Source organism: Streptomyces sp. NPDC093221 (genome assembly GCF_044753885.1).
In the GTDB taxonomy this organism is placed as follows: domain Bacteria; phylum Actinomycetota; class Actinomycetes; order Streptomycetales; family Streptomycetaceae; genus Actinacidiphila.
In genome coordinates this window covers 597974-611892 of sequence record NZ_JBIVOA010000001.1, presented here as the reverse complement: position 1 = coordinate 611892, position 13919 = coordinate 597974, and the positions used below count along the sequence as shown (strand labels likewise).

12 protein-coding genes, 1 tRNA gene and 1 pseudogene are annotated in these 13919 nt (G+C 64.8%); 8 read left to right on the top strand and 6 right to left on the bottom strand.

Translation table 11 applies throughout. The features are described from left to right. Nucleotides 1-233: 233 nt before the first annotated feature. Nucleotides 234-2591 carry a transglycosylase domain-containing protein gene (locus ACIQCJ_RS02705; RefSeq protein WP_402710500.1) on the top strand — a complete coding sequence of 786 codons (2358 nt, stop codon included), beginning with the start codon at nt 234-236 and terminating at the stop codon, nt 2589-2591. 147 nt (nt 2592-2738) lie between these two features. On the opposite strand, the gene ACIQCJ_RS02700 is transcribed toward ACIQCJ_RS02705, so the two are convergent. Then, a complete protein-coding gene (locus ACIQCJ_RS02700; RefSeq protein ID WP_391042635.1) occupies nt 2739-3197 on the bottom strand; it encodes a GatB/YqeY domain-containing protein in 459 nt (152 codons plus the stop codon). Nucleotides 3198-3460: 263 nt separating this feature from the next. Between ACIQCJ_RS02700 and ACIQCJ_RS02695 the strand changes: the two genes are divergently transcribed. The 3 genes from ACIQCJ_RS02695 to ACIQCJ_RS02685 all read left to right on the top strand — a co-directional run bounded on the left by ACIQCJ_RS02695 (nt 3461) and on the right by ACIQCJ_RS02685 (nt 5180). Further along, complete coding sequence (locus ACIQCJ_RS02695; protein WP_355336098.1) at nt 3461-4390, top strand: metallophosphoesterase; 930 nt, start codon at nt 3461-3463, stop codon at nt 4388-4390. Between the two features lie 35 nt (nt 4391-4425). After that, nucleotides 4426-5094, top strand: a complete 669-nt coding sequence (locus ACIQCJ_RS02690; RefSeq protein WP_402710499.1) for a Pr6Pr family membrane protein — start codon at nt 4426-4428, stop codon at nt 5092-5094. Nucleotides 5095-5106: 12 nt separating this feature from the next. Continuing rightward, nucleotides 5107-5180, top strand: a tRNA-Pro gene (locus ACIQCJ_RS02685). A 76-nt stretch (nt 5181-5256) separates the two neighbouring features. Here the strand turns inward: ACIQCJ_RS02685 and ACIQCJ_RS02680 are convergent. The 3 genes from ACIQCJ_RS02680 to ACIQCJ_RS02670 are packed head-to-tail and all read right to left on the bottom strand — an operon-like array spanning nt 5257 to nt 6883. Next, nucleotides 5257-6423: a tyrosine-type recombinase/integrase gene (locus ACIQCJ_RS02680; protein WP_402710498.1), complete on the bottom strand. Its 1167-nt coding sequence runs from the start codon at nt 6421-6423 to the stop codon at nt 5257-5259. Next, entirely contained in the window at nt 6420-6641 is a 222-nt protein-coding gene (locus tag ACIQCJ_RS02675; protein ID WP_402710497.1) for a helix-turn-helix domain-containing protein, read from the bottom strand. The genes ACIQCJ_RS02680 and ACIQCJ_RS02675 overlap by 4 nt, the downstream gene beginning before the upstream one ends. After that, the gene (locus ACIQCJ_RS02670; RefSeq protein ID WP_402710496.1) at nt 6638-6883 is read right to left on the bottom strand and encodes a hypothetical protein; all 246 of its coding nucleotides are present in this window, start codon (nt 6881-6883) and stop codon (nt 6638-6640) included. Before ACIQCJ_RS02670 ends, ACIQCJ_RS02675 begins: the two co-directional genes overlap by 4 nt. A gap of 32 nt (nt 6884-6915) precedes the next feature. Between ACIQCJ_RS02670 and ACIQCJ_RS02665 the strand changes: the two are divergent. Then, a pseudogene (locus ACIQCJ_RS02665) lies at nt 6916-7706 on the top strand (GntR family transcriptional regulator). Nucleotides 7707-7759: 53 nt separating this feature from the next. Next, nucleotides 7760-8371 carry a YdcF family protein gene (locus ACIQCJ_RS02660; protein ID WP_402710849.1) on the top strand — a complete coding sequence of 204 codons (612 nt, stop codon included), beginning with the start codon at nt 7760-7762 and terminating at the stop codon, nt 8369-8371. 461 nt (nt 8372-8832) lie between these two features. On the opposite strand, the gene ACIQCJ_RS02655 is transcribed toward ACIQCJ_RS02660, so the two are convergent. Beyond that, the gene (locus tag ACIQCJ_RS02655; protein ID WP_402710495.1) at nt 8833-10332 is read right to left on the bottom strand and encodes a hypothetical protein; all 1500 of its coding nucleotides are present in this window, start codon (nt 10330-10332) and stop codon (nt 8833-8835) included. A 287-nt stretch (nt 10333-10619) separates the two neighbouring features. On the opposite strand from ACIQCJ_RS02655, the gene ACIQCJ_RS02650 reads away from it, so the two are divergent. Both ACIQCJ_RS02650 and ACIQCJ_RS02645 read left to right on the top strand, forming a co-directional pair. Further along, a complete protein-coding gene (locus ACIQCJ_RS02650; RefSeq protein ID WP_402710494.1) occupies nt 10620-11954 on the top strand; it encodes a restriction endonuclease in 1335 nt (444 codons plus the stop codon). A 631-nt stretch (nt 11955-12585) separates the two neighbouring features. Further along, on the top strand, nt 12586-12828 hold the full coding sequence (locus ACIQCJ_RS02645; protein WP_402710493.1) for a hypothetical protein: 243 nt from the start codon (nt 12586-12588) through the stop codon (nt 12826-12828). Between the two features lie 219 nt (nt 12829-13047). Here ACIQCJ_RS02645 and ACIQCJ_RS02640 read toward each other — a convergent pair whose 3' ends face one another. After that, entirely contained in the window at nt 13048-13665 is a 618-nt protein-coding gene (locus ACIQCJ_RS02640) for a DUF6000 family protein (protein WP_402710848.1), read from the bottom strand. Nucleotides 13666-13919 lie beyond the last annotated feature (254 nt).

The following is a 13919-nucleotide window of genomic DNA, read 5'->3' as shown; positions in this document are numbered from 1 at the left end:
CGGAGTGAGGCGGGCTTATGTGGCACCAATATCGGACTTAAGAGGCGAAGTAGCACACATCGTCTCGCCATAAGGGACAAGTCCCTCGGCATATGCCGAATTTCGGGCAGTTCTCATCACTCACAAGAGTGACGAAGGAAGGCAGGAACGCGCCCGACGATCGCGCCCTGTCCGTTACAGAGTAGGCGAACAGTTGGGCGCACGTCCGGGGAATCGCAACGTAGGCTGCCTCCATGGCACACAAGCGATCGGGCGGGGGGCTGAGCACAGCCCAGCAGGCCGCCAAGTTCCTCGGCGTCAGCGTGCTCTCCGGCGTGGTCCTCGCGGGCATCGCGCTGCCCGCCGTGGGCGCGCTCGGCCTGTCGGCCAAGGGCACCGCGGCCGGCTTCGACGACCTGCCGGGCGAGCTGAAGACCCCGCCGCTCAGCCAGGCGTCGAAGATCCTGGACGCGCACGGCGGCCTGATCGCCACGGTCTACTCGCGCGACCGCACCGTCGTCCCGATCGAGGACATGAGCCCCAATGTCCTCAGCGCCATCGTCGCCATCGAGGACTCGCGCTTCTACGAGCACGGCGCGCTCGACCCCAAGGGCATCCTGCGCGCGCTCAGCAACAACGCGTCGGAGGGCGGCACCCAGGGTGCCTCGACCCTGACGCAGCAGTACGTGAAGAACGTCTTCGTGGAGGAGGCGGGCGACGACCCCAACAAGGTCGCCCTCGCCACCCAGCAGACGATCGGCCGCAAGATCAAGGAAATGAAGTACGCGATCCAGGTCGAGAAGGAACTCGGCAAGAAGAAGATCCTGGAGAACTACCTCAACATCACCTTCTTCGGCGAGCAGGCGTACGGCGTCGAGGCGGCCTCGCAGCGGTATTTCAGCAAGCACGCCAAGAACCTGTCGCTCACCGAGGCCGCGCTGCTGGCGGGCCTGGTCCAGTCGCCGAGCCGCTACGACCCGATCAACGACGAGCAGGAAGCCCTCAAGCGCCGCAATACGGTGCTGGCACGCATGGCGCAGCTCAAGGACATCACCCCTGAGCAGTCCGCCACCGCGCAGAAGGCGCCGCTCGGCCTGAAGGTCAGCTCGCCGAAGAACGGCTGCATCACCGCCGTCAACGGCGCGGGCTTCTTCTGCGACTACGTGCGCAACACCTTCCTCACCAACGCCGCCTTCGGCAAGACGAAGGAGGAGCGCGCCAAGACCTGGGACACCGGCGGTCTGACCATCAAGACCACGCTCGACCCCAAGGCGCAGGCGGGTGTGCTGGACGGCATCAGCAAGCACGTCTACAAGAGCGACGCCATCGCCGCCGCCGTCACCCTGGTGGAGCCCGGCACCGGCAAGATCGTCGCGATGGGCCAGAGCAAGCCGTACGGCTTCGGCAAGAACGAGACGCAGATCAACTTCTCGGTCAACGCCAACATGGGCGGCGGCCAGGGCTTCCAGAACGGTTCGACGTTCAAGCCGATCACGGCCGCCGCGGCGCTCGAAGCGGGCTACAAGCCGGACCAGTCGGAGCCGTCGCCGAACAAGATGACGTACCCCGACGTCACGACCTGCGACAACAACACGATCCACGGCACCGACGAGACGGGCAACGAGGACCCGTCCGAGGTGGGCCCGTACCAGATGCCCGAGGCGCTGAAGAAGTCGATCAACACCTACTTCCTCCAGCTCGAGAGCCAGACCGGGCTCTGCCCGATCGTCAACATGGCGACCAAGCTGGGCCTCAACCGCGCCGACGGCAAGCCGCTGAACCAGATCGCCTCGCTCACCCTCGGCACCAACGAGGTGTCGCCGCTCAATGTGGCCGCCGCGTACGCCGCCTTCGCCAACCGCGGCGTCTACTGCACGCCGATCGCCATCCAGTCCGTGACGGCGGCGGGCGGCAAGAAGCTGACGGTGCCCAAGTCGCTCTGCTCGCAGGCGATGTCGCAGAACACGGCCGACACCATCAACACGATGCTCAAGGGCGTCGTCGACGACGGTACGGGCGAGGCGGCCAACCTGGACGACGGCCGGGACACCGCCGGTAAGACCGGTACGACCGACGACCGGTGGGCGGCCTGGTTCGCCGGCTACACGCCGAACATGGCGGCGGCCGTATGGATGGGTGACCCCAAGCACTCCAAGAAGATGAAGAACATCACCATCGGCGGCAAGTACTACCCGCTGGTGTACGGCGCCGACGGCCCCGCCCCCATCTGGAAGGACGCCGTCTCCGCGTCCCTGGAGGGCAAGCCGGTGCTCAGCTTCGTGACGGTGCCGCTCAACATCCAGGACAAGGGCAAGAACCCCCCGGCGTCGCCCGATCCGAACAACCCGGGCAACGCCACCAACACCGACAACAAGCACAAGGGCCGCGGCCACGGCCCCGGCGGCGTCACCACGATGGGCACGACCACCGGCGCCATCACGGCGGGCGCCGCCGGCGGCGGCACCAACGGCGGTACGACGACGGGTACGACCGTGGGCGCGACCGGTGCCAACGGCGCCACCAACGGCAGCCCCAACCCCTTCCCGACCTTCCCCGGCCTGACCACAGGCGGCGGGAACGGCCGGGCGGGGGGTACGACGGGGGCGACGTAGGGGTCGACGCGGGCCGATGCGGGCCGACGCAGGTCGACGCAGGTCGACGCAGGTGTGAGGCGTCGGCCCGCGCATAAGTGACGTCGTAAGGGGCGCCCTCCTGGGAGGGCGCCCCTTACGCGTGAGGTCTTTTGATGAGTGCGCGGATCAGCCCGCGAGCTGGCGCTTCACCTCGGCGGCGACCCGGCCGCCCTCCGCGAGCCCGGCCACCTTCGGGTTGACGATCTTCATGACGGCGCCCATGGCGCGCGGTCCCTCGGCCCCCGACTCGGCGATGGCGTCCCGCACGATCGCGGTCAGCTCCTCGTCCCCGAGCTGCTTGGGCAGGTACTCCGCCAGCACCTCGCCCTCGGCGCGCTCCCGCTCCGCCGACTCCGCCCGGCCGCCCTGCGCGAAGGCCTCGGCCGCCTCCCGCCGCTTCTTCGCCTCGCGCGTGATCACCTTCAGCACCTCGTCGTCGGAGAGGGTGCGCGCGGTGGTGCCCGCGACCTCCTCCTTCGTGATGGCCGTGAGGGTGAGCCGGAGCGTGGCGGAGCGCAGTTCGTCGCGTCCCTTGATCGCCTTGGTGAGGTCGTCGTGCAGTCGCTGCTTGAGCGTGGTGGTCATACGCCGAGTTTCGCATCCCTGCGGGGCGGTCGCGCCGCATATACGAGGGAGGTGGGGGGCGACTGCCCGTCGGGGGGCTGTGCGGCTGGCCGTGGCAGGGTGCGCCGTGGCTGAAGGGCGCCCGGCTGAAGGGGGCTCCTGTCTGAAGGGTGCGCCCGGCTGAAGGGCGCCCGTTTGAAGGGTGCGCCCGGCTGAAGGGTGCGCCCGGCACCGGTCGAGGGGCCTTGGCGCGCGTACGGCCCGGACTCTGACACGATGGACGTATGCGCGCGCGATACGGAATTCCCCTCGGTGTGACGGCGGCCGGCGCGGCCGGCCTGGCGTACGCGGCCGGTTTCGAGGCGCGGTCCTTCCGCCTGCGCCGCGTCGACATCCCGGTGCTGCCCGAGGGCATGCGCCCGATCCGTATCCTCCAGGTCTCCGACATCCACATGGTGTCGGGCCAGAACAAGAAGCGCCGCTGGCTCCAGTCGCTGGCGGGCCTGCGCCCCGACCTGGTCGTCAACACCGGGGACAATCTGTCGGACCCCACCGCCGTACCCGAAGTCCTGGACGCGCTGGGCCCGTTGATGCAGTTCCCCGGCACGTACGTCTTCGGGTCGAACGACTACTACGGCCCCAAGTTCCGTAATCCCGCCCGGTACTTGGTGGAGAAGGCACGCGGCCAGCACGGTCTGAACGGCAAGGACCGCGCCGCGCACGGCGTCCTGCGCAACCCCTGGGGCGAGCTGCGCGACGCGTTCGACGCGGCGGGCTGGGTCGGCCTGAGCAACTCCCGCGGGCAGCTCAAGCTCGACCACGGCCCCGTGCTCGGCCTCACCGGCCTGGACGACCCGCACATCAAGCGCGACCGCTACGCCGCGGTCGCGGGCGGCCCCGACCCGGACACCGACTTCAATCTGGCGGTCGTCCACGCGCCCTATCTGCGCGTCCTGGACGCCTTCACCTCCGACCGCTACCCGCTGATCCTCGCCGGGCACACCCACGGCGGCCAGATCTGCGTCCCCTTCTACGGCGCGCTGGTCACCAACTGCGACCTCGACACCGACCGCGTCAAGGGCCTGTCCACCCATACGGCCACCGGCTCCACGTCCTACCTGCACGTCTCCGCGGGCTGCGGCGCCAACCGCTTCACCCCGGTCCGTATCGCCTGCCCGCCCGAGGCGACACTCCTGACGCTCACCAGCCGCTGACCCGTCCCGCCGTCCGCCGTCTCGTACGGTGAGGCATGCCTGCAATCCCCCGTTCGTACGTGGCGGCCTTCCGGCTGCTGATCGCGGCAGCGGCGGTGACGGGAATCACCATCGAGTGCGCGCACTTCCCGCCGCTGCGGGTCTTCACGTACTTCACGGTCCTCACCAACGCGGCGATCGCGCTGACCTTCGCCTGGTCCGCGTACCGCACCTGGACCCGGCGTCCTCCGATCCCCCCGCTGATCCACGGCGCCGTCCTGCTCTGCATCGTGATCACCGGCCTCGTCTACCACCTCGTCCTCGCCAATGAAGCGAGCGACTTCTCCGAGTCCGAGGCCCTGGGCGCCCGCACCGGCGCCCTGGCCTTCTCCAACCAGCTCCTCCACACCGTGACCCCCCTCACGGTCGTCCTCGACTGGCTCCTGCTCACCGCCCCCGGCCGCTTCCCCTGGCGCTACGCCGGCCAATGGCTCCTGCTCCCCCTCGCCTACTTCGCCTTCGCCCTCATCCGCGGCCCCTTCTCCGGCTACCCCTATCCCTTCCTCGACGTCGACACCCGCGGCTACCCCGCCACCCTCCTCACCGCCCTCCTCCTCGCCCTCGCCTTCGCCGCTCTCTCCCTCCTCCTGATCCTCCTCGACCACCACCGCCCCGCCCCCCGAAGAAACCGGATTTCGCCCTCAGCCCCCCGTCCGCTAAAGTAAACCCCGTTGCACCGGGGTGTGGCGCAGCTTGGTAGCGCGCTTCGTTCGGGACGAAGAGGCCGTGGGTTCAAATCCCGCCACCCCGACGGTAAAGCAGCAGGTCAGGGCCCCAGACTCGATGAGTCTGGGGCCCTGGTTCGTACTGAGTGTCAAAGTGAGTGCCTACGGTTTTGGATCACGTCGGAAGATGTGGTCCATCGCGATGGCTCCGGTCTGGATGACCGGCCGGATCTGCTTCCGGTAGACCTCCTCAGTGACGGCCGTGCTGGAGTGCCCCACCAGCCGGGAGATCTCCTCCAGCGGGACGCCGTTGTCAGAGAGCAGCGAGACGAAGCTGTGCCGGAGCTCCCGGGGCGTCCAGTCGGCAGCGTCGATCCCCTCAGCCTTGCTGAGAGCCGCCCTGAACGCCCGGCGTACGTGGGAGGCGTCCTGCTCCTTTCCGACTGCGCTGGCGAAGACCAGGCCGTGTTCCTCCCAGGCCTCGCCGGCCGCGAGCCGGTCCCAGCCCTGGTCTTCCCAGTGCTGCCACAGCGCCTCTACACAGCGCATGGGCAGAGCGATGGTGCGCCGAGACTTCCTGGTCTTTGTATCTCCCCCGGACCGCACGGACCGCCACACGGCCATGTAGGGCGGGATCGGCGGATTCGCTGTTGGGTCTCCCTTCAGAAAGACGTGATCCCAGGTGAGCGCCCGCAGTTCCTCGGTCCGTGCGCCGGTGAGCAGCGAGACGACGATGTACGCGTGCATGTGAGTGCGGGCCGCTGCGGTGAGTACAGCTTCGGCTTGGGCGAACGTCAGCGCCTTAGACGGCCGTCCGGGCTGCCCCTTGGGGACTTGGCACAGCTCCACGACGTTGCGCTTGACCTTGTCGCGCGCCATGGCCCTTTTGACGGCACGGTTCAGGCAGGAGTGAACGCTTTGCAGGGTGCGGGTACTGAGCACTTTGGCCTTCTCGGCAAGCCACTTGTCCACGTCTTCGGCGCTCAGGTCTCGGAGCTTCCGAGCGCCGAGGGAAGGGATCACGTGATTCCGGCTGAGGCCAGAGGCGGTCTCAACGGTCTTGTCGTCCCGGCCTGCCAACCCGAACATGAGCCAGTCCCGTACCGCGTTCTCCACCGTGTAGCCGGTGGGTGCGATAGCGAGACCGTCCTCGTAGTCCCGCAGAACTTCCTTCAGCTTGTTCTTGGCCTCGGTCTTGGTCCGACCGCTGCCACGGCGCATGATGCGCTTTCCACTCGCGTCGTAGCCGAGCGAGGCGGCAGCAATCCAACGCTGCCGCTTCTCGCTCCAGTACAGGCCACCGTCGCCGTGAGCGCGACGCTTGGTCATTTCTCTCCCTGCGCTTCGCGCTCCAGTAGAGCGACGTATTCGGCGACGGCGGACTGCGGAACGAGCCGGGTGCGGCCTTCCTTCACGGTGCGGAGACGACCAGCACGGATCAACTCGTAGATACGGCTGCGGCTCAGCCGGAGGACGCGCGGCAAGTCCTCCACTCGGTAGAGCACGGGGTCACCGAGTGAACCGCGCTCCGGAATGGCGAGCGTCACGACGTCCTCCTCAGCGTGTCGGGACCGGACAGCCCGGACAGTTCCTCTTCGAGGTGTCCGGGAAGTTCCCGCTGCTCAGCGGGGTCAGCCGGACAGTCGGACAGCGCGGACGTCTCCGGGGTGGCTGCTGTCCGGCTGCCTGTGTCCGGGAAGTACCGCCCGCCGGCGTCCCTGGTGAGCTGGCCCGCGTCGGCCATACGCGAGCAGGTGCGGCGCACGGTGTCCGCGTCGACGTCGGGCATTGCTTTGACTGGACGCCTTGAGAGGAGGCGCGATGGCGTCGAAGTGGCGAGAACTCGCGGACCGTCTTGCCGACGAGATTCGGAACGGCGACTACAGCCTGGTCAGCCGTTGCCGCACATCCGCACGCTGGTGGAAGCGGGTGAGGGCTCGAAGTCGACCGTTCACATGGCATACAAGGCGCTGGAAGCGGAAGGACTCGTCACGTCATCGCGGGGGCACGGCACGGTCGTACGTCAGCAGACGCCGTTGAAGCGGCTCGGCATCGCGCGCTACGACAAGGCCAAGTGGCGCGATGGGGATGAGGTGGCGTTCATCGCCGACCGCGTGGCCTCCGGCCGGCCGTACCACCGCGGCGAGCAGACCCAGACCGTCAGCCGAATCGAGGGAAGTGCGCTCGTCACCAACGCGCTCGGACTGCCGGAGGGTGCCCAGGTCTACGCCCGAGCGCGGCTCGTCAAGGAAGGCGACCAACCGACCCACACGCTGACCAGCTACTACCGCCCCGAGCACGTCGAGGGCACGCGCATCGTTGATCCGACTCCGGGGCCCGCCGGCCGCGGCGGCGGCTTCCGCGTGTTGTACGACGCGGGATACGAGATCGACCACATGCGAGAACGGATCTTCGCCCGTCTGCCCACCCCGGACGAGGTGGACCTGTTGAAGCTGCCGGCCGGTGAGCCCGTAGTAGAGCTGCACCGCACCACGTACACAGCAGACGGCACTGTCGTGGAGTTCGCCCTAGGCGTCCATGCCGCATCCCGCTTCGCTTGGGAATACGACTTCAAAGTGCCCGACTCAGCCCAGGACGGAGACCCCGCGTGACCCTCTCACCGGAAGTCCGCGCAGACGCCCTGATCCTCTGGGACTACCTCCAGATGCACCACGAGCCGCGCCTGTGCTCGGTGGCCATCGCCCTCGGCAGCCACGACCTGGGCGTCGCAGACAGCGCGGCCGACATGTACCACCGCAGCTTCGGCCCCCTGATCGTCATTGCCAGCGCCACCAGCCGCACGACCGAAGCCAAGATGCCCCGCGGCGAGGCGGCCCACTACCGCGACCGCGCCCTCGAACTCGGCGTCCCAGACTCCGCAATCCTCGTAGAACCTCGCGCCCGCAACACCGGCGAGAACATCACGTTCTCCCGAGAGCTCCTGGAAGTCGCCGGCGTGGACGTCACCTCAGTCCTCCTGGTCAGCAAGCCTTACGAAGAGCGCCGCGCCTACGCTACGGCTCGCAAAATTTGGCCCTCCGTCGAATTCACCTGCGCATCCGCACAACGGACCTTTGACGAATACATGGCTTCCATCCAAGACGAGCACCTGGTCATCGACATGACGGTGGGTGCCCTTCAACGCTTTCTGATCTATCCCAAGCAAGGTCTCATGACCCACCAAGAGGTGCCCCCAGCCGTTGCGGCTGCTTACAAGCACCTGTGCTCGGGCGGCTTCACGAGCCGCCTAGTTCCCTGCGAAGCTCAAGCCAATTGAGCGATGGCCCGGTGCTCTACCTGTCCGACGGTCCGGTTGCTTCTTTGACCTGCGAAGGCAACCCGGACAACGCCACGCACGGCTGTCCGGGCTGTCCGGACAGCCCGGACAGCCCGGACAAGATAGCTAGACCAAACGCACGGGTGCGCACCATGGCGACTCAACATAGTTTCTCTATTTCTTCAAAGCTCACGCGCGCCCGGCGGAGCGGCCGGGCGCGCAGTCACTCCTGTCTCCGCCGGCTCTGCATGGCCAGCGCCGCGCGCGCCCGCGGGTGGGTTGGCCTGCAGCATGAGGTGATAGCTCATGGCCGAGGCCAGAGACGTGCCTCTGGCGGGGGCGCTCAGGCTCCAGGATGGACCAAGCCCCACCGGTGACCGCACGAGCGTCGCGAGATCGGTGCGGCACTCCCATCCCACCTGCCATCGCCCCAGGGCAAGCCGAGCGGGCGGATCCACAGACTAAGCCTTTGACGCTGAGGGCTTATTATCCCGACGAGCATCAATAACGACGACCGAGGGGTCGTCGCGGATTCCAAGTTCGCTTAGGACCCTTGCCGTCTTTTCTTGGTCTTCAGGCGTATAGCACAGGATCACCTTGACCGACGTTCGGGTTCCATTAGCGGCCTCATATATCTCCACTTGTCGTTCCAAATTCCGGGCAAGCGAAGAGTTCGACGCCAGCTTAAACTCGATGAGAGATTTATCCCCCGCCCCATAGGAAACCTTGAAATCCACAGGCCCTCTTCCATTGTTCGGCTCTCGATTCACATCGAATTCCGTATAGCACCAGATCAAGCCGAAAAATAGTTGAACCTCGGTTTCCTTTGAGAATCCCTCGCCTGCTCTATTTATCAGCCGGTACCCGTCCTTGTTTTCGATGTAGTCCTTGAAACACAGAACTCTTTCCAGGGCTTCTTCATAACTAGTCCACGGCTTCTCATAAAAGTCAGTCTTTGCTTGAAGATCCGGAACCGCCCGCTTTACCTGCGCCACCAAAACATTGTGCGTGTCGTCTGTTTTCGCCTTACTGATGGCGCGAGCTTCATCCCCTTCTTGCTCCTTGAGTCCAATGTACAAATCCACTAGTTCGGGAAACTCCTTGATTATGCGGTCGATCGCAACATTTCGATCCTTGACAGTTTGCTTTTTGTAGAAGACGCGGGCAAAGTAGTTGTTCACCTGCGCTCTCGTTTGATCGTCTTCGATGGCCGCCGGTAGCGTCTTGAATCGCCTAAGGAGGTCTTCTCGACTAATCCAGGTGTCGTCACGAGTAAGCATGTCCGTGGGCGTCAAAATAAGAAAATCATTGCGCAGATCCGGCAAAAAATATGTCCGCGTTTCCCAAGTCTCTGTTGCATAGTTGAATGCAGATCGCGGCACCGCGAAAAGGCTACAATCTTCGTCACGCATGTATTCCCGCGCAAATATCTCAGTATAGCGCAAAAGGTAGTGTTTGATCAGGTTTGTAGTGAAGTCACTGACACAGTCGCGCCCGACGCGCGGTCCTACCAGAGCAAGCTTTTCCAAATGCGTACTGACCCCTCGCTCATTCCCTACGTTGCCCAGAATATCACCAAGGGATTTGTTCAAGGACTCGGCAAAAGTCCTACCTAGCGCATGCCCATTATTGCCGAAAAGGGTGAATCCGAGCCAGTTCTGCTTCACCTCCTTGAAGTGATACCAATTCTTAATTTCTCCAGAAGAGAGTCCGGCCCTCGATTTTTTCTGAAGGAACTGAAGATAGATGACAATTTGATCGTGCAGGGCTTGATACTCGGATTTTTTGCTCGTGAATAGAAGGAATGGGTCGATGAACATAGGAAGGTCGGAGACAATGCAGATATCGAATGCCCCGTAGTCGGTTAGGATTTTTGATGAAATACCAAAGTGCTCGGAGAAGTAGATCCTCGGCTCAATCATCGATCCGTCGCTTTCCGTCGACCAGCGGTCACCTGTCACCATTGTATGCCCGACTTAAGGGTCAAGCCTGGTCTTCTACGGACTTGCGGCCCGTTACAGCAACGTCATACTGAGCATTGGGTATTTTGGCCACAGGCGCTGATACAAAGACTTACTAGTTGTGCTCGCCCCGTGCCAGGTCAGGCGGTCAATCAGGCGGTCGCGTCGGCCCCTCAAGGGCCGCCGCCTGCAGCTCAGACACCCAACTGCCCCTAGATCAAACGGGCCAAGCTCAGGTTTTCGCGGATCTGGATCACCCGTCAGTGCTGTCTACTACTCTCATAGAGATGGTTGGTCTGGTTCTGTGCGGGGGGTACATGATGGGTGGTCGGTTGCGTGTTGGGCAGGTCTATCGCTACGCGAGCAGCAAAGACCCGAAGCCAACGACGATCGACGGATACCCCAACTTCCATCACGTCACTCACTCTCCGGAGCGGGCCCGGGCCTTGCTGGAGGCTGGCATCAATGGCATGGCGAAGGTCCAGACGCGAAGCGGCGTGCGCCGGCCGGTGATTCTCATCAGGTCGAGTCCCTGGAAGGCCGGCAGCGACCAGACGCCGTGGCACGACATGTTCGACATGGATAACGGGCACGTCCGCTACTTCGGTGATCACAAGCCAACCACAACGGTTGCACCCGGCAGGACCACTGGCAATGCGGCGCTGCTCGATGCCTTCAACGGACACCAGGCGCACACCCCTGAGGAGCGCGCAGCCGCCGTCCCGTTGCTGCTATTCCGCGCGGCCACGCGCAGTGGCAAGGTCAAGGGACATGTCGAGTTCTGTGGGTTGGGCGTCATCGAGCGGGCCGAGCGCCTGGTGCAGTGGGGCGGCAGCCAGCACACAACGTTCACGAACTACGTGTACGACATCGCTCTCATCGACCTCACCGACGAGGACGACAAGGTCGCCTGGGAGTGGATCGACGCCCGTAGGAACAAATCCATGAGCGACGCGGCGTCAGTGGAACTTGCGCCCCGGGCTTGGCGCGAGTGGGTCAAGCACGGAAGCTCATCGCTGCCTAGGCTCCGGCGGCGGGTCGCCCGTGCCAAGGTGACAAAGGTGGCTGATCAGCGGCCCACTCCGGGCAGTACCGTGGCCAAGGACTTGGAGTTGATCTACAAGTACTTTGACGGGCGCAAGCATGATTTCGAAGCCGTAGCCTCCGCAGTTGCATCCCGTGTTCTGCGCGGCGCTGGCAACAGCTACGTCGAGGGGTGGCTGACGCGACGATCCGGTGACGGAGGAGCCGACTTCGTAGGGCGACTCGACATCGGCAGCGGATTGGCTGGGACCAGCCTCGTCGTTCTCGGACAGGCAAAATGCGTCAAACTCGACAATCTAGTGACGGCCGAACAGATCGCTCGCGTGGTGGCCAGGCTTCGACGCGGCTGGATCGGCGTGTACGTCACGACCGGAGCCTATTCCGTACCCGCGCAGACCGAGATGGTGGAAGACCAGTACCCGATCGTCCTCATCAACGGAACGGATCTAGCTCACGAACTCAGAAGCATGGCCCGGGATGACCATGGTGGAGACCTCGAAGCCTGCCTCGAACACATCCTGACCGTGCGAGAGAGCGCGGTCACGAACCGGCGCCCTGAGGAAATCCTGCTGGGGTAGCTTCCTATTGGGCACGCGGCCTAATTGTGGACCTCTGTGGCACGCTAGTGAGCTCTCATACCTTTGAACAGCAGTAATACTGGGGACGCACGGGTCTTCGGAGCCGTGTACGTGGAACCGTCTGCGGCCGGAAGTAGCGACCGACTGCGTGTCTAACTGCGCTACAACGGCCCCGGACTCCAGTGGACTTCCGCGGACGCTAGTGGACTGTTCACCCAGGTAAACCGCAGTGCAGGCACAGCTCACACGGCTGCCCTAACTGCTTCGGGACGAAGAGGCCGTGGGTTCAAATCCCGCCACCCCGACTGGTGACACTGCACGTGAGGGGCGGTCTTCCGATTTCGGAAGACTGCCCCTCACGGCGTTTGCGGGGGGCCTTGGGAGAAGATCGTGGTCGGGGCCGCCCTACCCTCCGCCGAGCTGCGGCGCTGTCACGCGGTCGCGGCCGGAGCGACGGGCCCATGGACGAAGCCACGTCCCCGGCGTCCGGTGCCATGGATCAGCCACTCGCGGGGCGCCTGAGTACATCGCATGCGAGTCCGGCTCGATCCTGACCGCCGCCGCTCGATCGAGGCAGAAAGCCAGCCGAATAGTGCACGGCCTCGGGTCTCTCCGCTGTCCGGGCCACCACATGGGGCTTCAGGACTGGGAAGCCGGAGCGTCGTACCGCAGGTCCCTGCGCAAGTACGGCGAGCAGGAAGTTCTGAACAAGCTACGGCAACGCTGGTTCGACGAGATCTTCACCTCTGACCGGGCCGTCCACTTCTTCGTCGGGAACATCGCGGCCCACCCCAAGACGTTCATGCTCCTGGGCCTGTTCTACCCGCAGCGGCGCGTCGTGGAATACGTCCAGGACGGCCTCTTCAGCTTGTGAGCCGAACGCACGGCAGATGAACTGTTCGAGGGCGAGCGAGCCGGCCCGCCGCCGGGGAGGCCGACGACGGGCCGACACTGTGCTACCTGCGCCGACGACGCCGAGGGACGCGATCGCAGGGTTAGACACACCACCCCCACCCATTCAACCGCAATGGGGTGGGGTGGCCTGTCGGAGCGGCGGGCCATGGTCCAACGAAACGGCCACGAGATGGGGCCGTCATCCCGCCCCAGCGCATTCGTCGACCAATGCGCAAAGCCGACGAATGAGGCTCAGATAGGAGGGAGTTGGGTCCGTGTCGCTCTGCATATGAGGCGCATCCTGGAGCCACTGCTGCCACGAGCCGCCCGGACCCAAGAAGCGGTCTGCTTGATCAGCTGCCAGATTCAGGTCGATGAACCGGAGAGCGGCCATGACCACAGCCTGGTCGTACGCGAGGTCAGGGCGGCGGAGGTAGCGATCGAGGTAGGCGGCGAGCAGCTCAGCGTCACGCGCCGTACCGAAACTGGCCAGGGTCACGCTATAGGCCAGCCCAGTGCAGCAGACCTCGCTGGCCAGCAGGAGATTGCCAAGGTGTTCCCGGAACTCGGTTCGACGAGAGACAGCTACGAACCAAGCAGCAGTTCTGCGCTCTCGCCAGCCGCCCTCAAGAAGAATGGCGATCTCGTCCGCGTTGATGAGTCTCGCGTCCTCGCAGAGATCTCGCATGAATCGGTCATACTCAGGATCTTGCATGCGCAGCAGAGCGCCGCCGAGTTTCAGGTACCGCCGTTCGGGCGTGACATAGCGGCGAACGAGAGCCAGCAGCTCGGCATCGTCATGGGCATGGCGTATCACACGGCCGATCTTGCCGTGCACGCACTAATCGAGGCCAGTCAATTCCATGCGGTTCTGGTCCACGGAAGGCGACGACCTACGCACCTCGCCACGTGCCGTCGGCTGAGTGACCTCCGACGCGCTGGAAGAGTCGGCCGTCCGGCCCGGTGCCCAACTGGCGACCCTGCCCGCCGGGTCTTTCCGGGAGGATGACCGCACGGCGGCATTGTCAGGCCAGCCTCACGACATGGCACCGTTCACATCGACCGTGAGGC

What these genes read in the sequence shown, in the direction of transcription:
- ACIQCJ_RS02705 (WP_402710500.1), top strand. Translation starts at nt 234, where the DNA reads ATGGCACACAAGCGATCGGGCGGGGGGCTGAGCACAGCCCAGCAGGCC.
- ACIQCJ_RS02700 (WP_391042635.1), bottom strand. Translation starts at nt 3,197, where the DNA reads ATGACCACCACGCTCAAGCAGCGACTGCACGACGACCTCACCAAGGCG.
- ACIQCJ_RS02695 (WP_355336098.1), top strand. Translation starts at nt 3,461, where the DNA reads ATGCGCGCGCGATACGGAATTCCCCTCGGTGTGACGGCGGCCGGCGCG.
- ACIQCJ_RS02690 (WP_402710499.1), top strand. Translation starts at nt 4,426, where the DNA reads ATGCCTGCAATCCCCCGTTCGTACGTGGCGGCCTTCCGGCTGCTGATC.
- ACIQCJ_RS02680 (WP_402710498.1), bottom strand. Translation starts at nt 6,423, where the DNA reads ATGACCAAGCGTCGCGCTCACGGCGACGGTGGCCTGTACTGGAGCGAG.
- ACIQCJ_RS02670 (WP_402710496.1), bottom strand. Translation starts at nt 6,883, where the DNA reads ATGCCCGACGTCGACGCGGACACCGTGCGCCGCACCTGCTCGCGTATG.
- ACIQCJ_RS02660 (WP_402710849.1), top strand. Translation starts at nt 7,760, where the DNA reads ATGCACCACGAGCCGCGCCTGTGCTCGGTGGCCATCGCCCTCGGCAGC.
- ACIQCJ_RS02650 (WP_402710494.1), top strand. Translation starts at nt 10,620, where the DNA reads ATGGTTGGTCTGGTTCTGTGCGGGGGGTACATGATGGGTGGTCGGTTG.
- ACIQCJ_RS02645 (WP_402710493.1), top strand. Translation starts at nt 12,586, where the DNA reads ATGGGGCTTCAGGACTGGGAAGCCGGAGCGTCGTACCGCAGGTCCCTG.